This is a genomic window from Nitrospirillum pindoramense, from assembly GCF_007827955.1.
Lineage (GTDB): Bacteria > Pseudomonadota > Alphaproteobacteria > Azospirillales > Azospirillaceae > Nitrospirillum > Nitrospirillum amazonense_B.
Map to the genome: position 1 here is coordinate 1 of NZ_VITR01000012.1, position 20033 is coordinate 20033.

Here is a 20033-nt window from a genome sequence, read left to right on the forward strand (position 1 = left end):
GTCCGAATGTCTCCGCCACGCATCCCATCCTCCTCATCGTCATGAGGAAGCGAATCACGACAGGAACTCAGACGAAAGGGTTTTTCCGCATCCTGTTAGGTGCAACGCAACAAAGATTACTCGGGCGGGGAATGGTTTTCCCGGGATGCGTCCGTCATCCTGGGTTCGCTCCGCCCGGGTATCGGTCCATGCCACGTCAGTCCACCCGCCCCGTCGACCGGTCCCGGCACCCCATCTCCCTTTTTTGCCCCAACCCCGGGAGTCGTGCCGACATGAATCGTGACGAGATCCTCTCCGCCAGTTCCATGCCGCTGTTCAGCCCCAGCTATCCGCGGGGGCCCTACCGTTTCATGCGCCGGGAATACCTGATCATCACCTATGAGAGCGATCCAGAGGCCATCCGCCGGGCCCTGCCCGAACCGTTGGAACCGGCGCCGGGCAACCTTTGCTTTTATGAGTGGATGAAGATGCCCGACAGCTCCGGCTTCGGCGATTACGAGGAAAGCGGCACCGGCATCGTCGCTCAGTGGAACGGGGAGCCGTGCAACTTCTCGGTCCAGATGTACCTGGATGACGAGCCGCCCATCACCGCCGGCCGGGAGATCTGGGGCTTCCCCAAGAAATACGGCGTCCCGCGCCTCAAGGTGCAGAAGGACACCCTGACCGGCACCCTGCACTATGATGAGGAACGGGTGGCCATGGGCACCATGACCTATAAGCACCACAGCCTGGCCGACCGCCTGGATGAGGTGGCCAAGGGCATCGGCAAGCTGAACGTGAACCTGAAGTTCATCCCAGATGTGGATGGCGGGCCCAAGGTGGCCCAGCTGGTGGGCTACAACCTGACCGACATCCATGTGCATGGCGCCTGGGACGGCCCCGCCCGCCTGCACCTGACGCCGCATGTGAATTGCCGCGTCGCCGACCTGCCGGTCCGCCGCATCGTCGGCGGGCGGCACCAGGTGGTGGACTTCACCCTGCCGTTCGGGCGGGTGCTGCACGATTATCTGGCTTGATACGGCTGGTGGGCGCATCCGCGCCCACCTTTCCCCCGCTCAACGGGCTGAGACGGCGTCGCGGACGGCATCCACCATGAGGCGCAGGCCCAGGGCGCCCATGACGGTGCCGGTCACCCGGTCGATGCCGCCCTTGGCCTTGAGATAGCCGCGGCGCGGCGCCTCCAAGGAAAAGGCCAGGGCCACCACGCTGTACCAGCCGGCCTCGATCAGGAAGATCATGGGCGGGAGGACCAGCAGCAGGTGGCGCGACGGTTCCCCGACCTGGGACGGGGCGGGCAGCAAAGCCGCGAAAATGCTGGCATAGGCGATGGCGGTCTTGGGATTGCTGAGCTGGGTCGCCAGCGCCACGATGAAGGCGCGGCCCAGCGACGGCACCTGACCGCCCGCCGGCGCGCCATCAGTCATGGCCAAGGGCGTAGCAAGGGGCGTGCCGGCCCCCTGCCACATGCGCAGGGCGAGATAGAGAAGGTAGAGGCCACCCGCCAGGCGCAAGACCATGTTCAACCAGACCACCTGGGTCAGCAGCGCGGTCAGGCCCAGCAAGGCCAGGGTGCCGAAGAGGGTGCCACCCACGCCCATGCCGGCGGCGGCGGCCAAGCCGTTGCGGCGGGATTGGCCGACGGCGGTGCGGGTGACCAGCACGAAGCTGGGTCCGGGGGACATGGCCCCCAGCAACAAGGCGACAAGAATAGGGATCAGGCTGGCAAGCATGGGGCGTCCCTTCCGTTGCGACGGTGGATGGCCCAGGCGCGCGGCACGGCATGCCCCCGCGCTTCCCGATGGTGCCCCATCTTTGACCCCGTCGTCCCGGGGCCTGCGCCAGTCACGCGGATGAAGGAGCGTAACCGCCGCGGGCTCAGCCCGCAACCGCGCCTTGCCGACCCGCCCGCCGGCCGAAGATGCCGGCCATGGCCAGGATGGCAAGCCCGCAGGAGGCCATGACCAGGGGCGTGGGCAGCAGGGTCAGCAGCGTGGGCGCCGCCATCATGGCCACCAGCGTCCCCAGGCAGTCCAGCACCAGGAACAGGCGGAAGACGGCCGCGATTTCCCCGCCGGTGAACCGCGTCTGCCGCAGCGTGGTCACCGGAATCTGCGACAGCGGGCCGCCGGTGGCGGTCCCCATGGCCGCGATCGCCATGGCCGGCAACGTCCAGGGGGCCGGCAGCAGCGAGGCCAGCGACAGCACGACGAAGCCGCCCCCGACCAACATATCGCCAGCCATCACGAGGATTAGTGGCCGCCGCGCGAGCATGCCGCCCGGTGGCAGGCTGCCCACCACCAGGTTGCTGACCAGATTGCCGGCGCCGTAGGCGGAGAACAGCAGGGCCAGCGCCGACAGGCCGCTGAGGCCGAAGCCTTCCACGCCCTGCTGCCGCACCAGCAGCGGCAGCGACAGCCAGATGGTCAGGGTCCACAGCCCGCCGGTCAGCCCGTTGCGCCAGAGCAGGTAGGTGAAGGGCGGTTCGCGCCGCACCAGGCGCCAGCCCGCCAACAGCCGGGCGGACAATCCGTCCGCAGCTCGGGTGGGGGGCGGCGGTTCCGATGCGGGCGGATCGGCGAGGTGGGGCCGCACGCTGAATACCGCGACGGCGGAAGCCAGGAAGCTGATGCCGTTCACTCCCATCAGGGCCACCGGCGGCATCAGCGTCGCCAAGGCCCCCGCCAGTGTGGGCCCCACCAGCCGGGCCAGGCGCAGCGTGCCGTCGAACAGGGCATTGGTGGCTGCCAGCAGGCTGCGGTCGCCCGCCAGCCGGGGCAGCGACGCCTGAAGCGCGGGATCGAACAGGCCGGCCAGGGCGGACAGCGCCACCGACGGCACCACCAGGGTCCACAGCGTCAGATGGCCGCTCACAGCCGCCAGCACCGGCACCGCCGCCAGCCCGGCCCGCGCCAGGTCGGCCGCCATCATGACGCTGCCATGATCCCATCGCCCGACCCAGGCGCCGGCCAGCAGGGCCACGGTCATGAGCGCCAGCGTGTCGGCCGCCGCGACATAACCAGTGTCCGCCCCCACCAGGCCCACGGCCAGCCAGACCAGGGCCATCTGGTGCAGTTGGTCGCCCACGGCCGAGAGCGACAATGCGCCCCATAGACGGGCGATGGGGCCGTGCGTCAAAGGTTTCAACAGGCGCATGGGTGGGGCTTTAGGCTGAGGACCGGAAGGACGGGCGCGGGCCCCTGCTTACAGCAAGCGGACGATCCGCGCAGTGGCGAACCCCACAGCGGCCGCATCGGGGCGCTTATCCGCCCAAAAGCTGCACAGCTTTGCGGCAACATGCCTGTAACACTCCAGAACTGCCCAATCACTGGGCGCTGATCCCACCCTGCGCGCAGCCGAAATGCTTATATCGCAGCAGCGAAGCAACTGGCCCGGTTATTGCTGACACCCCAAGATAGAGTGAAAGCGGTCCCACGCCCTTAATCGGGCGTCGGGAGGTACTGTTTTGGCAGATGGGTCGAGTAAAGAGAGCGAATAACTTATTTTTCCCAACCCATGAATTGACAGAGACGAATGACGAAACGGGCCGTCACCATCATTGTCAAAGCCATAAGCCGGATGCCGGGCGCTGATGACCGGCACATTTTCACGGCACTCTGGATGATTCCAGCTCTCGTTATTTCAAGAACACATAAATATTCCTTCAATATGGCCACCCATCAGGGCGACCATATGAATTTCCGCACCCTCCATTACCCTTCAACCCCAGCATGAGGCAACGCCCCGGGAGCCGAGCGCGGCGCTGACCCGGCAGCGCGACCCGTCACCGGCGGTCATTGATTGGTGCATCGCACCCGGCCGCCGCCGATTACCCCACTCCGCCCGCCGGGTCCGACCCGGCGGGCCGGAGACGAAAGTCGAAGACGACGCCGCGCCCCCGTCACCCTTGGGGCGGGCGGATGCAGGACCACAAAAAATAACGGAACAGGAGAGCCTTGCCTTGACCACGAATCCTCCGCAGCGCGCCGAGCGCCGCATGGCCCGTTTCCTGGGCGCCCTGGCCCTGACGGCCGTGCTGGCCGCCATCATCACCGAGGCCGGCGTCATCTCGTCCAGCGGGACGGCCACGGCCAAGCAGCCCATCACCCGCACCGATGCGGGCAGCTTCCCCATCTCCGCCGCCGTGTCCGTCCCGGCGGGATCGGATGTCGTGTATCTCAGCGGCATGACGCCGTCGGTCGCCGACCCGAACGCGCCCAAGGGCAGCATCGAGGCGTATGGCGACACCGCCACCCAGACCGTCAGCGTCCTGAACAAGATCAAGGAGGCGCTGGCCGCCCAGAAGCTGACCATGGGCGACGTGGTCATGATGCACGTCTATCTGGTGGGCGATCCGGCCCATGACGGCAAGATGGACTTCGCCGGCATGATGTCCGGCTACACCCAGTTCTTCGGCACCGCCGACCAGCCGAACAAGCCCGCCCGCAGCACCCTGCAGGTGGCGGGCCTCGCCTCCCCCGGCCTGTTGGTCGAGATCGAGGTGATCGCCGCCCGCGCTCCCTGAGCCGGGGCGTCCGCCACCAGGCCACCGCCGGGTGACGGAACGGCCAGACGATCGTTTTCCAAACGATCGCTTCGACGCAGACGAGGAAGGTGCTTATGCCTGCCATGACCGAACTGCCCGGCGCCGGGGTGACACGGCGCCATTTCCTGGAAAAGGCGGCGCTGCTGGGCGGCAGCGCCATGGTGATGACCGCCTTGAACGCCTGGGGCGCCGGCATCGCCTCCATGACCAGCGCGCCGCCCGCCCTGCGCGGGTCCGGTGCGGGACACAAGCTGCTGATCCTGGGGGCCGGCGTCGCCGGCATGACCGCGGCTTATGAGATGTCCAAGCTGGGCTACCAAGTCACCATCCTGGAGGCCCGCGCCTTCGGCGGCGGCCGCTGCCAGACGGCGCGCAAGGGCTTCAAGTTGACGGAGCTGGGCGGGGAGGAACAGGAGTGCAAGTTCGATGAGGGGCAGTACCTGAACCACGGCCCCTGGCGCATCCCGTTCTGCCACCGCTCCACCCTTCATTACACCAAGACCTTCGGCATCCCGCTGGAGGTCCTGGTCAACGAGAATGACGCCAGCTACGCCCGCTTCGACACCGTGAAGGGCCCGCTGGCGGGCAAGCGGGTGCGCCAGTTCGAGGTCCGGGCCGACATGCGCGGCTATACCTCGGAACTGGTGGCCAAGGCGGCCACCTCGGGCAAGCTGGATACCGGCCTGGCCAAGGACGACGTGGAACTGTTCGTCGAATACCTGCGCGGTGAAGGCTATCTGGAAAACGACCTCAGCTACCGCGGCACGGAAGGCCGGGGATACAAGGTCAATCCGGGCGCCGGTATCGACGACCCCGGCCCCGGCGTGCCCAGCACGCCCTACGCCTTCCCCGACCTGGTGCAGTCCAAGCTGTGGCGCATGGTGCAGTCGGTCGGCACCTTCGACCAGCAGCACACCATGTTCCAGCCGGTTGGCGGCATGGACCGCATCGCCAAGGGCTTCGAGAAGCATGTCGGCCACCTGATCAAATACAACGCGGAGGTGGAGCGCATCCGCCAGTCCGACGGCGGCGTGACGGTGGACTATCTCGACACCAAGACTGGCAAGCGCAGCACCATCAGCGCCGATTACTGCCTGTGCACCATCCCGGTCAGCGTGCTGCGCACCATCGACGCCGATTTCTCCGACACCTACAAGCAGGCCATGGCCCTGCTGTCCTATGACCCGGTGTGCAAGATCGGCCTGCAGATGAAGCGCCGGTTCTGGGAGGAGGACGACGCCATCTATGGCGGCCATGTCTACACCGATGCGCCCGGCATCAATTTGATCAGCCTGCCGTCATCGGGCTGGCAGTCGGCCAAGGGCGTGCTGCTGGGCTATTACATGTTCGGCGCCGACGCCACCGACATGAGCGGCAACACCCCGGCGGAGCGCACGGCCATCGCGCTCGACGTGGGGCAGCGCATCTTCCCGCAATACAAGGAGAACTTCGAAACCTCGTTCTCCGCGTCCTGGCACCTGATCCAGTACAATCTGGGCGGCTGGGGCAACTGGAGTGCGGAGGCGCGGAAGGTGGCCTATCCCGTGCTGAACAAGCCCGACCGCCGCATTTACCTGGCGGGGGAGCATATCAGCTACATCGGCGGCTGGCAGGCCGGCGCCATCGAATCCGCCTGGCACCAGATCGCGCAAATCCATCAGCGCGTCGCGGCGTGAGGGGGACAGGATGCGTACAGCCCTTCTTGCCGCCGCCCTGGTCACCGGCACCTTTCTGACCACGGCGCCCGCCCTGGCCCAGGACGTGGCCAAGGGCCAGGATTTGTTCAACCACAAATGCGCCGCCTGTCACCAGAAGACGGGCCTCGGGGTGAAGGGCGCCTTCCCCGCGTTGGCGGGGGACCCCTTCGTCGTGGGTGATCCCGAACTGGTGGTGCGCACCGTGCTGCAGGGACGGGGCGGCATGCCCACCTTCGCGGCGTTGCTGAGCGAGGATCAACTGGCCGACATCATCAGCTACATCCGGCAGGCCTGGGGCAACAGCGCGCCGGCCGTGAACGCGGGCTTCGTCGTCACCGTGAAGACGAACGCCCATCCGCAGGACAAGGCGCCGACCGTCACGCATTGAGCGGAACGGCGGCAGGGTTTCAACGGGCCCCAAGGACATCGTGACCGGGCTGGAAGTCGGGAAGCTTCCAGCGCGGGCATGGAACCCAAGGGGCGGAAAGCGAAAGGAGTACAATGGCAAGTCACGGCGCCTTTTCAAAAGGCGATTTGACTTGCGGCTGAACAGTTGTTTGAGACTTTGAAAAGAGGCGGACGGGGCTAATGAGCCGCCTTATTCTGAAAAAATTGCGGGGAATCGCGCCATCAAGCGCCGTGATCTAACAAAATCCAAAGATCAGGGGGCCAACATGACGCATACAAACAACACCAACGCCATAAGTGCGCGTGCCATGGGTGCGCGCAAAGCCTGGACCATCGCCCTGTTGTGCACGGCGGGCTATCTCGCCATGGGCACGGCCAGCGCCGCCACGGCGCCGGCACCGGCGGCGGACACCGACAGCCTGTCGGAAATCGTGGTGACCGGCAGCCGCCGCGTCGACCGGTCGGTCGCGGACTCGCCGTCGCCCATCGACGTCTTCTCGCCGGAGGATCTGTCCCGCCAGGCCGGCGGCGACACCAACGACCTGCTGCGCCAGCTGGTGCCGTCCTTCAACGTCGCCCGCTTCTCCATCTCCGACGGGTCGACCTTCGTCCGCCCGCCGACCTTGCGCGGCCTGCCGCCCGATGAAACCCTGGTGCTGATCAACGGCAAGCGCTTCCATCGCTCCGCCCTGGTGCAGATCGGCGCCAACGGCCTGACCCAGGGGTCGCAGGGCCCCGACCTGGCGCAGATCCCGTCCATCGCCATCAAGCAGCTGGAAGTGCTGCGCGACGGCGCCGCCGCCCAATATGGTTCCGACGCCATCGCCGGCGTCATGAACTTCACCCTGAAGGACAGCGCCGACCAGGGCACGGTGGTGGCCCAGTGGGGCCAGACCTATGCCGGCGACGGCGGCAGCGCCCATATCCAGGCCAATTCCGGCCTGCCCCTGGGTGATCGCGGCTTCGTCAACATCAGTGCCGAGTATGTGAAGAACGATCCGACGTCGCGCGGCACCCAGCGCCCCGACGCCGCCAAGCTGGCGGCGCAGGGCCTGACCATCCCCAACCCCGCCCAGCGCTTCGGCGACCCGGCGGTGGAGGCGGAGCGCCTGTTCGTCAACAGCGGCATCGACCTGGGCGACAATTCCAAGGTCTATCTGTTCGGCAACTTCGGCCACAGCTACGCCAAGGAAAGCTTCAACTACCGCAACCCCACCACGGTGTCCTGGCTGATCACGCCCATCACCCTGGACAGCGGCGCCACCTTCAAGTGGAACAGCGTCTTCCCCAACGGCTTCACGCCCTGGTTCTACGGCGACATCCTGGATAGCAGCATCACCGGCGGCTACAAGACGACGCTGAAGAACGGCCTGATGATCGACGCCAGCGCCAGCTACGGCAAGGATGAGCTGCGCTACAGCATCCGCAACACCGTCAACCCCTCGCTCGGGCCGAGCAGCCCCCGGCAGTTCTACGTCGGCACCCAGATTCAGGAGGAAACCAACCTGAACCTGGACCTGACCTATCCCGTGAACCTCAGCTGGCTGGCCAGCCCGTTGACCCTGGCGGGCGGCGGCGAATACCGGCGCGAAACCTACACCATCAAGTCGGGTGATGTGGCCTCATACCAGGCGGGCAAGTACTACACCTACGGCATGCCCATTGGGTCCAACGGCTATCCCGGCTTCACCGCCAGCGACGCCGGCCAGTATCCACGCGGCAACTACGCCTTCTACGCCGACGCGGAAGCCGACATCATCAAGGACCTGAGCGCCGGCGTGGCCGTGCGGTATGAAGACTTCGACGATTTCGGCGACACCACCAACTGGAAGGTCTTCGGCCGCTATCAGCTGACCAACTGGCTGGCCATCCGCTCGTCCGTCAACACCGGCTTCCGTGCGCCGACGCCGGGCCAGTCGCACATCAGCAGCACGCAGACCACCTTCAAGGCGGGCAGCCCGGAACCCATCGTGCTGGGCACCTTCCCGGTGGACAGCGCGGTCGCCCAATATTACGGCGCCAAGACGCTGAAGCCGGAAACCTCGTTCAACATCGCTGGCGGCCTGGTCTTCGACCTGCCGGGCGGGGTCAACCTGACCGTCGACTATTACAACATCAAGGTCGAGGACCGCATCGGCATCACCAGCGACTTCACCGTGTCCGCCGCTGACCAGGTCAAGCTGGCGGCGCTGGGCGTGGTGGGCGCCAACACCCTGGGCAACGTCAACTACTTCGCCAACGCCTTCGACACCCGCAGCCAGGGCGTCGACATCGTCGCCAACAAGACCTTTGACCTGTATGACGGCGAACTGCGCCTGACGGCGGCGGCGAACATCAACCACACCGACGTCACCAAGTACGACTCCACCGTCATCGATGCCAACCGCAAGGCGGACATCGAGAACGGCCTGCCGCACTATCGCGTGAACCTGACCGCCACCTATGATATCGGCGCGTTCAACTTCATGTATCGCGGCAGCTATTACGGCGCCTGGCAGGACAACTCCAGCGCCGGCCAGCACTACGACCCCAATTGGATCTTCGACGCGGAAATCGCCTACAAGGTGACCGAGGACCTGACCGCCACCGTCGGCGCGCAGAACCTGTTCGACACCTATCCGCAGAAGAACCGCAGCGCCGGTCGCCTGAACTACGGCGACCAGTACCCCGATACCTCGCCCTTCGGCTATGATGGCGGCATGTATTATTTCCGCCTGGCGTATAAGTTCTGATCGCCCGCCAAGTTTTGATCGCCCAACTGGGCGCAAGGGAAGGCCGTCCGGGAAACCGGGCGGCTTTTTCTTTGGGCGAACGCGGTCTTTCCCGTCATAGTGGCAGCCATAACAACGCAAAAATGGGGAACGCCCTTTTCATGAGCATGATCGCGAACATCCTGGTGGCCCTCGTGGCCCTGTTGCACGCCTGGATTCTGGTGCTGGAAATGGTCCTGTGGACCAAGCCCGCGGGCCTGCGGGCCTTCCGCAACTCTCCGGAAAGGGCCGCACAGACGGCCGTGCTGGCCGCCAACCAAGGCCTGTACAATGGTTTCCTGTCGGCGGGTCTGTTGTGGGGCCTGGTCTATCCGGACCCGTCGGCGGCCCTGCACATCAAGACCTTCTTCCTGCTGTGCGTGATCGTGGCCGGCGCTTACGGCGCCTGGTCCGTCAGCCGCCGCATCCTGGTGATCCAGGCCCTGCCGGCAGCGGTGGCCTTGGCCGCGCTGTGGCTGGCGTGAACTCAAAAAAAAGACCGGCGCCCCCCCCCCTTGGTACGGGCGGGTGGAGGGGGGCGCCGGCCCGGGGGGACGTCAGGCGCCGGACTTCGCGGAGCCCTGCGTCGCGTCGGCGATGACGCGGCGGGCCTCAGCGATGGCATCCGGAACGCCCTTGTCCCCCTTGGCGATGCTGTCGGCCAGGCCCATCAGCGCCTTGCCGGTAACGGAGCCGTTGTTGGCCTCTTCCGCCACGCTGACGCCCTGGTGCCGGGCGATGACCTGGTCCCAGGCGGCGCGAACGGCCGCCCAGTAGGTCATGGTCTTGGTCCAGTATTCATCCGCCGCGGCGACGGGGAAGGCGTTGGACCGGCTGTAGGTGTTGATCACCGTTTCATGCACGAAGGTCACCAGGGCCCCCTCGCGGAGCCCCAGCTTGGCGTTGTCCTGCTCATGCACCCAGCCGGCGGGCGTCAGCGCGTGGCGGTTGGTGCCGCTGTAGCGGTCATAGGGCGGATGGCGGGTGGCGTCGCGGCGGGCCAGGGGGCGCCACGTCTCGTCACTGGTCCAGCGCGAGACGCCGGCATCGTGGCGCCAGCGGCCCACCCCGCCATAGCGCGGGGAATCGTCCGTCTGCCACACGGTCTGGGACCAAGCCCCCTTGGCCACCGCCCCGTCCACCGGGGTCAGCGACCAGTGGCCCGTGCCCTGGTAGGTCAGCACGGCGGCCGGCTGGTAGGTCCAATCCTGCCGCCAATGCTTGACCACCACGGGCAGGCCATCCTCACCGTCCACCACCAGGATGTGCTGCAGGCGAATGACGGAGCCGCCGTCCTCCACCACCCGCACCACCTCATCCCCGCCGCTGACCTTGGGCGCGATGGGCGTGTAGTCGGGCAGGAAGGATGTGGTCTCACGGAAATCGAAGGTCACCTTATAGGTGCCGGCCATGCCCAGGATGGCGCGCCTGTCCTGTTCCGGGGCGGGGCCCACGGAAGCGGTGGCCGCCTCGGCCGCGCGGGCCGCCCGCGGCAGGTGGGTGGCGACACCCAGCAGGGCGGCGCCGGTCATGAAAGTGCGGCGGCCGGCTTTAAGCGTCTCATGCATGGTCATCGGGGTGCCCTCCTTGGGCAGGTCATGCGATCGGGGAGGAGGGTGGCGGCGGGCACGGGCGGGGCCCGCCGCCACCGGGATCCGGCCGGACGTCCCCCCGCCGGCCGGATCGGGATCAGCGCATCAGGGTCACAGCTTCAGGGTCAGCGAGGCGCCGACGTTGCGGCCCGGCTGGGTCCACGCATCCAGCACGGTGGAGGTCGCGGACTGGCCGCGCACATCACCCCACCACCAGTACTTCTCATCCGTAAGGTTGAAGATTCCGACGCGCAGGCTGGCGTTCTCCGTCACCGTCCAGTAGGCCGTGGCATCAAGGATGGTGAAGGCCTTGGGCAGGAAGTAGGTGGCGCTGCTGACGTCGGACCGATCCTTGGCGCCGGAATGGGTCATGGTCAGCTGACCGCCGTACCGGCCAGCCGGATCGCGGTAGGTCAGGCCCAGCACCACCTTCCACGGATCGACGCTGTCCAGCGGCGTGGTGACGCCGCCGGAGGTGCTGTCGCCCTGGGTGTAGGAAAAGGCGGCCAGCGCCCCGATGCCGGAGTTCAGGGTGACCTGGCCCTTGGCCTCCGCCCCGCGCAAGGTCACCCGCGACAGGTTCACGTACTGGTAGATCGCCGGGTTGGCGGCGGTGAAGGTGCCGCCAACCTGCACCTGGTCGATGAAGTCGCGGTAGCGGCCGGCATAGCCGGTGACGCTGGCGTCCCAGCGGCCGCCGCCCAACGCGGCATTGCCAGAACCCGCACCCGCCGCTTTTTCACCCCAGCCCCCGTTGAACTTGAAGCCACCCTCGATGGTCTGGCTGGTTTCCGCCTTCAGGTTGGGGTTGGAGACGGACTTGTAGTTCTGCGTGGGGTTGGCGAAGCCGTTGTTCACCTGCGATGGTGCCGGCGCCTTGAAGCCTTCCGCCAGGTTCACGAACACGCCCACGTCCGGCAGCACGTGGTAGAGGATGCCCAGCTTGGGTGAGACATGGCTGTCGTTCTTGGAAATGGGCGTCAGCGCCGTGAACAGCGGGTCGTCCTTCTTGGGCGACAGGTCGTAATAGTCGAACCGGACGGCGGGATAGAGCGTCAGCCGCCGGTCGAAGGCGTTGATCTCGTCCTGCACGAAAACGCCCGCCAGTGTGTAGTCGGTGGTGGGATAGGCGCGGGACGGGAAGGCATCGCCGGCGGACGGCACCGTGCCGTCGCGCAACGACTCCTGGTGGGTGACCGAATAATCACCGCCGTACACGAAGGTATGCGTCAGGTCGTGGCCCAGCGTCCGGCTCTGTGCCTGAAGGTCGAAGCCATAGACCCGCGTGTCGAAGGTGCTGTCGCGCGTGCGATCGGTGGCGGTGTTGCGATCCTCCGCCCCATACTGGGTGGCATGGGTTTCCTGGTAGTAGGCCGTCCAGCGCAGGCTGTCGATCACGTCCGCGCCGATATCATAGCGGTGGTCCAGGCTGACGCGGTTGCGGTCCTCGCGGTCGCGGGCGATGAGCCCCAGAACGCTGGTGGAGGACAGCGGTGGCTTGGCGATGGCGCTCAACACCGTGGTGTTGGTGTGGTTGTCATCATGATCGAAGGCCAGGCGCAGGCGGTGCGCGTCCGATGGCTCATAAACCACCTTGGCCAGGACGGCGTTGGACTGCAGGTCCTGCGGGTTGGCGGTCGTGCGGTCGGTGTTGGCGGCGTTGTTGTCGCCGTTGGTCGCGGTCTCGTTGCCGTCGCGCCGGGTATAGGCCACCAGGGCCTGCAGCTTGCCCACGCGGCCCGCCGCGACGGCGCCCTTGGACCAGGCGCCATCGGCGGAGGTGTAGCCGACCGAGCCCTGCGCCGCCCAATCCCTTGTTTTCCCATCTGGGCCCGCGGTCAGAAAATCTTCCGGATCCTTGGTGATGAAGCTGACGGCGCCGGCCACGCCGTCGCTGCCGTACAGCGCCGATGCGGGGCCGCGCAGGATTTCCACGGACTTCAACAGCCCCAGATCGACATAATCGCCGCGCCCCATGTTCTGGGCGCCGAAGCTGTAGGCATCGGGCACGCGGATGCCGTCGGTCAGCATCAGGACGCGATTGCCCTCCAGCCCGCGGATGTTGAAACCGCTGTCGCCATCGCGCCCGGTGGATGACCCGGCCAAGGTGAAGCGCGCCGGGCTTTTTCGGACCGAGACACCGGGTTCGTAGCGCACCAGATCCTTGATGTCCGTCACCAGTTGGTCGTCGATCTGCTGGCTGGTGATGACGCTGACGCTGGCGGGGACGTCACTGATGTCCTTGGCCGTGCGCGTGGCGGTAATGGTGATCGTCGCCGCGGTGTCGGCCGCATCCGCGGGCGCCGCGTCAGGTGGGGCCGCCGACGACGCGGCATCGGACACCGCCGCCGACGCGGCGTGGGACAGGGTGGCGCCCCCCAGCGCCGCCAACAGCCAAAGCGGAACGGTCGCCTGCAACAGCGTTCGCTGCATTTTTGTTTTCCCCCGTGAGGTTGGTTCCTGCCGCAGCTATATGACGCATGATATTAAGAATCAATCTCATTCTTAATTACGGGTTTGGCGGGCGCGCAACCCGGCCCTGACCAGGCAGAGGTTTGACCCGGCGACAGGAATCCGCCAAAAAACCGCCAATCCCAATTCTGTTCGTGGCTTGCCCACGCCGCCCTTCCGCGGCGGACAGGGCGGGCCGCCCCTTTCAGGATGACTGCCCCGTGACGATTTTCCTCCGCCGCCCCCACCGCCTTATGCACTCCGTGGCGGCGATCGCCCTGGTGGTGGGTGGGGCCGCGCAGGCCGAACCGGCCGACCAGCCGGCCACCGTCATCATCACCGGCGTGCGCGACCAGGGCTTCCGCGCCACCGACACCCAGTTCGGTGCCGCCGGCACGGTGCTGGACACCCCAGCGTCGGTCAGCGTCGTCACCCGGGACCTGATGGACGACCAGCAGGCCCGACGTCTGAGCGATCTGATCCGCAACGACGCCTCCATCGGTGAGAACTACGCGCCGGAGGGCTATTACGAAGACATCGCCATCCGCGGCTTCCCGCTGGATCTGGCCACCGGCCTGCAGATCAACGGCCTGACCATCGCCGGGGAACAGCCGGTGGCGCTGGAGAACAAGCAGCGGGTGGAGTTCCTGAAGGGCCTGGCCGGGGTGGATGCCGGCGTGGTGGCTCCGGGCGGCCTGGTCGATTACGTCACCAAGCGGCCGGCGGATGTACGCAGCCTGACCCTGGGCACCGACAACCGGGGCGGTTTCTACAGTGCGGTGGACGTCGGTTCCGTCTTTGGCGAGCGCAAGCAGTACGGTTTGCGCCTGAATGCGGCGCATGAGGACATCGCCAGTTACGTCGACCATGCCGACGGCTACCGCAACTTCGGCTCCATCGCCGGCGATTGGCGCGCGACGGAGAACGATACCTTCAATCTGGACCTGGAATACCAACGCCGGGTGCAGCACTCCGTCTCCGGCTACCAACTGCTGGGCGGCACCGCCCTGCCGGCGCTGGACACCGTGTCGCCGGAGCGGATGCTGGGCGCGCAGTCCTGGACCAAGCCGGTGACCATCAACGCCCTGAACCTGTCCGGCCAGTATGAGCATCGGTTCAGCGACGATTGGCGCCTGGCGGTTTCGGCCGGCCATAGCCGCACGGTCATCGACGACAACGTGGCCTTCGCCTATGGCTGCTACAACGTCCCCAGCTGCGCCGCCGGCGAATCCCCCGGTTACTACTTCGCGCCCAACGGCGACTTCGACGTCTACGACTACCGCAGCCCGAACGACGCGCGGGAGGATGACCAGGCCCAGGCCCTGCTGCTGGGCAAGGCGGCGACCGGCGCCATCGGCCACAGTCTGACCCTGGGCGCCAGCGTCTTCCGCCGCACAGTGACGCAGACCGACTACGTCTATGACTATGTCGGCAGCGACAACATCTATAATCCCACCCCCCTGGCCTTCGACCGATCCCCCAACAACCCGGGGGCCAATTACCAGCGGCTGGACAGCCGCCAATACGCGCTCATCGGCATGGACAGGGTGGACCTGGGCGCCCTGGTCCGGGGGCTGGAGCTGGACGCCGGCGTGCGGGGCGTGTTCCTGCGCGAACGCGCCTATGATGTCAGCCACACCACCATCCGCAACACGGCGGAAACCCTGCCCCTGCCGCAGGCGGCCCTGGTCTACAAGCCGCTGGCGGCCGTGACCCTGTATGCCAGCCACTCGCGCGGCCTGTCGCTGGGCGGGCAGGCGCCGGCCTGGGCCACCAACGCCAGCGAGATCCTGTCGCCGTCGCTGTCCTGGCAGGACGAGGTGGGCGCCAAGTACGACTGGAACGGCCTGCTGCTGGGCGCCAGCGTCTTCCGCCTGAGCAAAGCCTATGAGTATGCCAAGCCCGACGACAGCGCCTATGGCTTCACCTATGTGCGCCAGGGGACGGAGCGGCACGACGGGCTGGAGCTGAACGCCGCCGGCCAGGTGACTGAGGCCCTGCGCCTGACGGCCAGCGCCACCTTCATGCACGCCGTGGCCTATGGCACGGGCACGCCCGCCTATGACGGCCACCAGGCCATCAATGTGCCCCACGTGCGCACGGCCCTGTACGCCGATTACACCCTGCCCCACCTGGACGGCCTGGCCCTGCTGGCCGGCTGGCAGTATGTGGGCGCGCGGGCGGCGGCGCGCGACGCCGTGGCCACCGCGCCGGCTTATCACCTGTTCAACGCCGGCCTGCGCTACGCCCCCAGCGCGCTGGATGAAAAGCTGACCCTGCGGCTGTCGGTCGACAACCTGCTGGATCGGCGCTACTGGAAGGATGTTGGCGAAAGCGCCGGCGACGCCTATCTGCATCTGGGGGCGCCGCGCACGGCACGCTTCACGATCCAGTATTCCCTGTAAGGCCAACAGTCTCTGTAAGGTCCGCCCCTTTTCATGAGCGCCTCCCCCGCCCGGTCCCGGTTAGAAAGCCCGCACCACACCCTTCCCCTTGCCCACGGCATGGGCGTGGATACGGTGCTGCCCGACTGGCCCCCCCTGACGGTGGTGGAGGTGGCGGGCCTGCTGCGCCATTACCCGGACGCGGGCGCGGTGCGCGGCATCCTGAGCCACAGCCCCCGCCCGTTCTCCGCCGCCTCGGTGGTGGCGACGGTGGGGGGAAGCCGCGCGGCGGTGTTCGTGAAGCGCCACCACGCGCGGGTGCGCAGCGCCGCCCAGCTGGAAGACGAGCATGCCTTCATGGATCACCTGCGCCGCAACGGTGCGGCCTTGGGGGTGGGGATCTGCGAGGTGTTGGTCACCGGCACCGCCGCCCGCGCCCTGACCCTGGGCGAGTGGACTTACGAGGTGCACGGCCTGGCGCCGGGCCTGGATGTGTATCGGGAGGCGCCATCCTGGACCCCGTTCCAGGAGGTCGCCCACGCCGAGGCGGCGGGCAGGGTCCTGGCCCGCCTGCACCAGGCGGCGGCGGGGTTCGACCGGCCGCATCGTGCCGGCCAGCCGCTGGTGTCGGGCTTCACCCTGTTCGCCGGCGACGATCCGCTGGCGGCCATGGCGGACTATGTCGCCGCCCGGCCCGCCCTGGCCGACTATCTGTCCACCCGGCCCTGGCGGGACGACACGCGCCGCCTGCTGCTGCCCTTCCATGACCGGCTGAGGCCCCACCTGGGCCACCTGGCGCCCTTGTGGACGCACAACGACCTGCACGCCTCCAACCTCACCTGGACGGGGGCCGGCCCCACGGCGACGGTGGCGGCGGTGCTGGATTTCGGGCTGGCCGACCGCACCACCGCGTTGTACGACCTGGCCACGGCCATCGAGCGCAACACCGTGGAATGGCTGGCCCTGACGGAATCGCGGGCCCCCACGGTGCACCACGACCAGGTGGCGGCGTTGCTGGCCGGCTATCATGCCGTCAGCCCCCTCGGCACCGAGCAGCGCCAGGCGTTGGCCGCCCTGCTGCCCCTGGTGCATGCGGAATTCGCCCTGGCGGAAACCGACTATTTCCACGGCGTCACGCGGTCCGCCGGGAATGCCGGCCTGGCCTACGAGGGCTATTTCCTGAGCCATGCCGACTGGTTCCACGGCGCCGACGGCCAGGCCCTGCTGGCCTTCATCCGCGACCTGCCCCTGTAACAACGAAACCCTGTAACAACGCCCCCCTCTAACAACGAACGGCGCCGCCCCCCATGTCCCCGCTGGAAATCGTCGCCGTCATCGTCAGCGCCCTGGCCGTCTGGACCACCACCCGCCGGTCCCTGTGGTGCTGGCCGTTAGGGCTGGCGTCCGTCGCGCTCTACGGCGTGGTCTTCCTGGAGGCCAAGCTCTATTCCGACATGCTGCTGCAGGCGGTGTTCGGCGCCTTCCTCGTCTATGGCTGGGTCTGCTGGCGCCGGGGCGTGCGCGATGAGGGGCAGGTGGTGGTGCGGCCGCTGTCCACCCGGAACGCCATCCTGGCCCTGGCCGCCGGCGCCGTCGCCAGCGCTGCCTGGGGCCTGGCCATGGCCCGTTGGACCGATGCCTCCCTGCCTTATCTGGACGCCACCCTGGCCGGCTTCAGCCTGGTGGCCCAGTATTGGACCGCCCGCAAGCATATCGAGAATTGGTGGCTGTGGATCGCGGTCGACGTGGTCTATGTCGCCCTGTACCTGGTCAAGGACCTGTACCTGACCGCCGGCCTCTACGCCGCTTTCATCGTGCTGGCCATCCTGGGTCTGCGCAGCTGGCGGGCCGGCACCGAAGCACCGGCCGTGCAGCCGCTTTAAGCTGTTCCCTCAATTGCCGGGTGGACGCGGTCGCGTCCTAATTTTTTCCTTAGACCGAACCAGCGACTTGATGCACGCCCACCACGTTGCGGAACAGGGCCGCCACCCGGTCGCTGTAGGCCGATGCCGTGTCAGGCAGCTGGATGTCCACCTCCAGCATGTCCTCACCCGGAACGTCGGCGCGGCGGCGGGCGTAGACGTGCAGAGGCACGATGTCCAGCCGGGCCAGCGTGCCCATCAGGCGGGACAGCAGGCCGGGGCTGGCGTCGGCCGCCACCGAAAGCATGACGGGGCTGGAGTTCAGGGGCGCGGCGGCCGGCGCCGCGGTCATACCCGGGTCTCCGGCAGGCCGGCCACCGGCACGGCGGCCACGGCGACGGCCCGGCGCACGGCAGCCTCAGCCGCCTCACCCTCATGCCCGACGACGACGGCGTGGGCCGTAGCCCAGGGCCGGCCGGCCCGCCGGTCGGCCTCACCGCGATGGCGGGCGACCGACAGGGCGTAGTCGATGGCGGCGTCCAGGCCGTCCGTGTTCTCCACCGGGTCCAGGCGGCTCCAGTCCAGGGTCACGTCCAACGGACCGGCACGGTTGACGGCCAGGGCGACGAAGCCTTCGCCACTGCGCACCAGCGTCAGGGTGGGATGCAGGACGGCGTAATCGGCGGGGGAACAATCCAAGGGGGGCATGGCGGCGGCTCTTCAACAAATCGTGTTCCGATGAGAGCAACAATAGCGATCATCGCGCGCATAGTCTTTGCGAAGACGGTGTAATTTTGCCATTCTCCGCATGAGTCATGTTTGAAGCTACTATTTAGGAAATGAGTCATGCGGCATAAGCTGGATGGGCTGGATTGGAAAATCCTGGACGTGCTGCAACAGGACGGCGCCGCGTCGGCCGCGGACGTGGGGGACAAGGTGGGGCTGTCGCAATCCCCCTGCTGGCGCCGCATCCAGCGGCTGGAGGAAACCGGCCTGATCCGGCAGCGGGTGGCCCTGCTGGACCGGCGGGAGCTGGGCCTGAACTTCCTGGTCTTCGCCCATGTGAAGCTGGAGGCGCACGCCGGCGACAGCCTGGATGCCTTCCGCCGCGCCATCGCCGACATTCCAGAGGTGCTGGAATGCTTCGTGCTGATGGGCCAGGTGGATTTCCTGCTGCGCATCGTCGCCAAGGATGTCGAGGCCTATGAGGCCCTGTTCTTCAAGAAGCTGTCGCAGTTGCCGGGCGTGCGGGAAATCAATTCGATGATGGCAGTGTCGACCGTCAAGGAAACGACCGCGTTGCCGTTGGGTCAGCTACGCGCGGATTTAGGGTAGTTTAGAGGCCCAATGTTTCCCACCTAAGCGGGAACGCTCTTGCTACCGGCCGGCCGCCAACCATGCCCCTGCACCGCCGCACCGTCCTGTCCCTGCTGCTGGCCTTCAGCGCCGGCGGGATGCGCGTCGCTCCGGCCCAGGAGGTGACGCGGGCGCCATCGACACGCATCCGCATGCTGGTGCCGGAACTGCCGGTTTTGGGGGAGCGTGATCCGCAAGGACACCCCACCGGGCTGGTGGTGGACCAGGCCCGGGCCATCCTGGACCGCGCCGGTATTCCCGCCACCATTGAACTGGTGCCGGCTGTGCGCCTGTACGCCGAGCTGGCGCGGGCGGAGGTGACGCCGGCAGGGGCGCCGGCGGAAACGAGCGGCCCCAAAACCTACGGCATGATCGCCCTGCCCATCCGCGCGCCCTATCAGGCCATCGTGCCCTTGGCCCTGACCATGTCCGCGCGCCTGGTGGCGGCCGCCCGCCGGGGCGTGCCGCTGGCCACCCTGGAGGATCTGCGCCAGGTGGGGCCGGTCGCGGTCAGCGCCTCGGGCACCCAGGCGTTGACCCCCGTCATCCAGCAGTACGGCCTGGCCGTGCAGACGGTGCCCTCCGTCGTGAACGGTCTGCGCATGCTGGCCCATGGACGGGTGAACGCCATCCTGGGCATCGCCGCCGCCATCGACATGGTGGCGCGGGAGGATGGCCTGGCCGACCAGTTGGGGGACCGGCTGGAGATCACCACCATGGACGCCTGGCTGGCCTGCGCCCCCACCGCACGGACCGCGCCCGAAACCGCCGCCCTGCGCGAGGCGGCCGAGGCGCTGTACCGCGAAGGCCGGCTGGAGGCCATCGCCCGCCAGCATTTCCATAAGGCGGACAGCGGCAGCTGAACAACCGGTCAGCGGGCGTGCCCTGGCACCAACGCGACCGCTCGCAATAAGGTCAATTGCGCGTCGAATTGGGGTAGTCCAGACGGGGACGGTCGCCCACCTGACCGATGACGTCACCGTTTCCAGG

18 protein-coding genes and 1 riboswitch are annotated in these 20033 nt (G+C 67.4%); of the genes, 12 read left to right on the forward strand and 6 right to left on the reverse strand.

Translation table 11 applies throughout. The features are described from left to right. The first annotated feature begins 272 nt into the window (after positions 1–272). On the forward strand, positions 273–1016 hold the full coding sequence (locus FBZ90_RS19250; RefSeq protein ID WP_145734615.1) for an acetoacetate decarboxylase: 744 nt from the start codon (positions 273–275) through the stop codon (positions 1014–1016). A 39-nt stretch (positions 1017–1055) separates the two neighbouring features. Here the strand turns inward: FBZ90_RS19250 and FBZ90_RS19255 are convergent, their stop codons facing one another. Beyond that, positions 1056–1730 carry a LysE family translocator gene (locus FBZ90_RS19255; protein ID WP_145734616.1) on the reverse strand — a complete coding sequence of 225 codons (675 nt, stop codon included), beginning with the start codon at positions 1728–1730 and terminating at the stop codon, positions 1056–1058. A 23-nt stretch (positions 1731–1753) separates the two neighbouring features. Then, positions 1754–1856, reverse strand: a riboswitch (ZMP/ZTP riboswitch). Between the two features lie 19 nt (positions 1857–1875). Then, complete coding sequence (locus FBZ90_RS19260; protein WP_145734617.1) at positions 1876–3153, reverse strand: MFS transporter; 1278 nt, start codon at positions 3151–3153, stop codon at positions 1876–1878. Positions 3154–3531: 378 nt separating this feature from the next. Between FBZ90_RS19260 and FBZ90_RS19265 the strand changes: the two genes are divergently transcribed. From FBZ90_RS19265 to FBZ90_RS19290, 6 genes are all read left to right on the forward strand, one after another. Further along, on the forward strand, positions 3532–3732 hold the full coding sequence (locus FBZ90_RS19265) for a hypothetical protein (protein ID WP_145734618.1): 201 nt from the start codon (positions 3532–3534) through the stop codon (positions 3730–3732). Between the two features lie 226 nt (positions 3733–3958). Then, positions 3959–4522 (forward strand): RidA family protein, encoded by a 564-nt coding sequence (locus tag FBZ90_RS19270; RefSeq protein ID WP_246130527.1) that lies wholly within the window; start codon positions 3959–3961, stop codon positions 4520–4522. Between the two features lie 95 nt (positions 4523–4617). After that, a complete protein-coding gene (locus FBZ90_RS19275; RefSeq protein WP_246130529.1) occupies positions 4618–6219 on the forward strand; it encodes a flavin monoamine oxidase family protein in 1602 nt (533 codons plus the stop codon). Positions 6220–6229: 10 nt separating this feature from the next. Continuing rightward, on the forward strand, positions 6230–6628 hold the full coding sequence (locus tag FBZ90_RS19280) for a c-type cytochrome (RefSeq protein ID WP_145734619.1): 399 nt from the start codon (positions 6230–6232) through the stop codon (positions 6626–6628). A 286-nt stretch (positions 6629–6914) separates the two neighbouring features. After that, entirely contained in the window at positions 6915–9380 is a 2466-nt protein-coding gene (locus tag FBZ90_RS19285; protein ID WP_246130530.1) for a TonB-dependent receptor plug domain-containing protein, read from the forward strand. Between the two features lie 140 nt (positions 9381–9520). Further along, positions 9521–9883 carry a DUF1304 domain-containing protein gene (locus FBZ90_RS19290; protein WP_145734620.1) on the forward strand — a complete coding sequence of 121 codons (363 nt, stop codon included), beginning with the start codon at positions 9521–9523 and terminating at the stop codon, positions 9881–9883. Positions 9884–9955: 72 nt separating this feature from the next. On the opposite strand, the gene FBZ90_RS19295 is transcribed toward FBZ90_RS19290, so the two are convergent. Next, positions 9956–10972: a DUF6607 family protein gene (locus FBZ90_RS19295; RefSeq protein WP_145734621.1), complete on the reverse strand. Its 1017-nt coding sequence runs from the start codon at positions 10970–10972 to the stop codon at positions 9956–9958. A gap of 129 nt (positions 10973–11101) precedes the next feature. Beyond that, complete coding sequence (locus FBZ90_RS19300; protein WP_145734622.1) at positions 11102–13423, reverse strand: TonB-dependent hemoglobin/transferrin/lactoferrin family receptor; 2322 nt, start codon at positions 13421–13423, stop codon at positions 11102–11104. 239 nt (positions 13424–13662) lie between these two features. Here FBZ90_RS19300 and FBZ90_RS19305 point away from each other — a divergent pair, with 239 nt between their 5' ends. The 3 genes from FBZ90_RS19305 to pnuC are packed head-to-tail and all read left to right on the forward strand — an operon-like array spanning position 13663 to position 17708. Further along, the gene (locus FBZ90_RS19305; RefSeq protein ID WP_145734623.1) at positions 13663–15846 is read left to right on the forward strand and encodes a TonB-dependent siderophore receptor; all 2184 of its coding nucleotides are present in this window, start codon (positions 13663–13665) and stop codon (positions 15844–15846) included. Positions 15847–15879: 33 nt separating this feature from the next. Further along, the gene (locus tag FBZ90_RS19310; RefSeq protein ID WP_145734624.1) at positions 15880–17079 is read left to right on the forward strand and encodes a phosphotransferase enzyme family protein; all 1200 of its coding nucleotides are present in this window, start codon (positions 15880–15882) and stop codon (positions 17077–17079) included. Between the two features lie 53 nt (positions 17080–17132). Then, positions 17133–17708: a nicotinamide riboside transporter PnuC gene (pnuC, locus tag FBZ90_RS19315; protein ID WP_145734625.1), complete on the forward strand. Its 576-nt coding sequence runs from the start codon at positions 17133–17135 to the stop codon at positions 17706–17708. 49 nt (positions 17709–17757) lie between these two features. On the opposite strand, the gene FBZ90_RS19320 is transcribed toward pnuC, so the two are convergent. Then, positions 17758–18039: a hypothetical protein gene (locus tag FBZ90_RS19320; RefSeq protein WP_145734626.1), complete on the reverse strand. Its 282-nt coding sequence runs from the start codon at positions 18037–18039 to the stop codon at positions 17758–17760. Beyond that, positions 18036–18395, reverse strand: coding sequence for a hypothetical protein (locus FBZ90_RS19325; protein ID WP_145734627.1), 360 nt, complete (start codon positions 18393–18395; stop codon positions 18036–18038). The genes FBZ90_RS19320 and FBZ90_RS19325 overlap by 4 nt, the downstream gene beginning before the upstream one ends. Positions 18396–18533: 138 nt before the next feature. Between FBZ90_RS19325 and FBZ90_RS19330 the strand changes: the two genes are divergently transcribed. Continuing rightward, positions 18534–19022 carry an Lrp/AsnC family transcriptional regulator gene (locus FBZ90_RS19330; protein ID WP_145734628.1) on the forward strand — a complete coding sequence of 163 codons (489 nt, stop codon included), beginning with the start codon at positions 18534–18536 and terminating at the stop codon, positions 19020–19022. A 62-nt stretch (positions 19023–19084) separates the two neighbouring features. After that, complete coding sequence (locus FBZ90_RS27930) at positions 19085–19906, forward strand: type 2 periplasmic-binding domain-containing protein (RefSeq protein WP_186455921.1); 822 nt, start codon at positions 19085–19087, stop codon at positions 19904–19906. Positions 19907–20033 lie beyond the last annotated feature (127 nt).

Bases quoted from the DNA above. Each gene is read 5' to 3' on its own strand.
- FBZ90_RS19260 (WP_145734617.1), bottom strand. From the start codon at position 3,153: ATGCGCCTGTTGAAACCTTTGACGCACGGCCCCATCGCCCGTCTATGG.
- FBZ90_RS19320 (WP_145734626.1), bottom strand. From the start codon at position 18,039: ATGACCGCGGCGCCGGCCGCCGCGCCCCTGAACTCCAGCCCCGTCATG.
- pnuC (WP_145734625.1), top strand. From the start codon at position 17,133: ATGTCCCCGCTGGAAATCGTCGCCGTCATCGTCAGCGCCCTGGCCGTC.
- FBZ90_RS19300 (WP_145734622.1), bottom strand. From the start codon at position 13,423: ATGCAGCGAACGCTGTTGCAGGCGACCGTTCCGCTTTGGCTGTTGGCG.
- FBZ90_RS19275 (WP_246130529.1), top strand. From the start codon at position 4,618: ATGCCTGCCATGACCGAACTGCCCGGCGCCGGGGTGACACGGCGCCAT.
- FBZ90_RS27930 (WP_186455921.1), top strand. From the start codon at position 19,085: ATGCCCCTGCACCGCCGCACCGTCCTGTCCCTGCTGCTGGCCTTCAGC.
- FBZ90_RS19295 (WP_145734621.1), bottom strand. From the start codon at position 10,972: ATGACCATGCATGAGACGCTTAAAGCCGGCCGCCGCACTTTCATGACC.
- FBZ90_RS19250 (WP_145734615.1), top strand. From the start codon at position 273: ATGAATCGTGACGAGATCCTCTCCGCCAGTTCCATGCCGCTGTTCAGC.
- FBZ90_RS19330 (WP_145734628.1), top strand. From the start codon at position 18,534: ATGCGGCATAAGCTGGATGGGCTGGATTGGAAAATCCTGGACGTGCTG.
- FBZ90_RS19310 (WP_145734624.1), top strand. From the start codon at position 15,880: ATGAGCGCCTCCCCCGCCCGGTCCCGGTTAGAAAGCCCGCACCACACC.
- FBZ90_RS19285 (WP_246130530.1), top strand. From the start codon at position 6,915: ATGACGCATACAAACAACACCAACGCCATAAGTGCGCGTGCCATGGGT.
- FBZ90_RS19290 (WP_145734620.1), top strand. From the start codon at position 9,521: ATGAGCATGATCGCGAACATCCTGGTGGCCCTCGTGGCCCTGTTGCAC.
- FBZ90_RS19280 (WP_145734619.1), top strand. From the start codon at position 6,230: ATGCGTACAGCCCTTCTTGCCGCCGCCCTGGTCACCGGCACCTTTCTG.
- FBZ90_RS19255 (WP_145734616.1), bottom strand. From the start codon at position 1,730: ATGCTTGCCAGCCTGATCCCTATTCTTGTCGCCTTGTTGCTGGGGGCC.
- FBZ90_RS19265 (WP_145734618.1), top strand. From the start codon at position 3,532: ATGACGAAACGGGCCGTCACCATCATTGTCAAAGCCATAAGCCGGATG.
- FBZ90_RS19325 (WP_145734627.1), bottom strand. From the start codon at position 18,395: ATGCCCCCCTTGGATTGTTCCCCCGCCGATTACGCCGTCCTGCATCCC.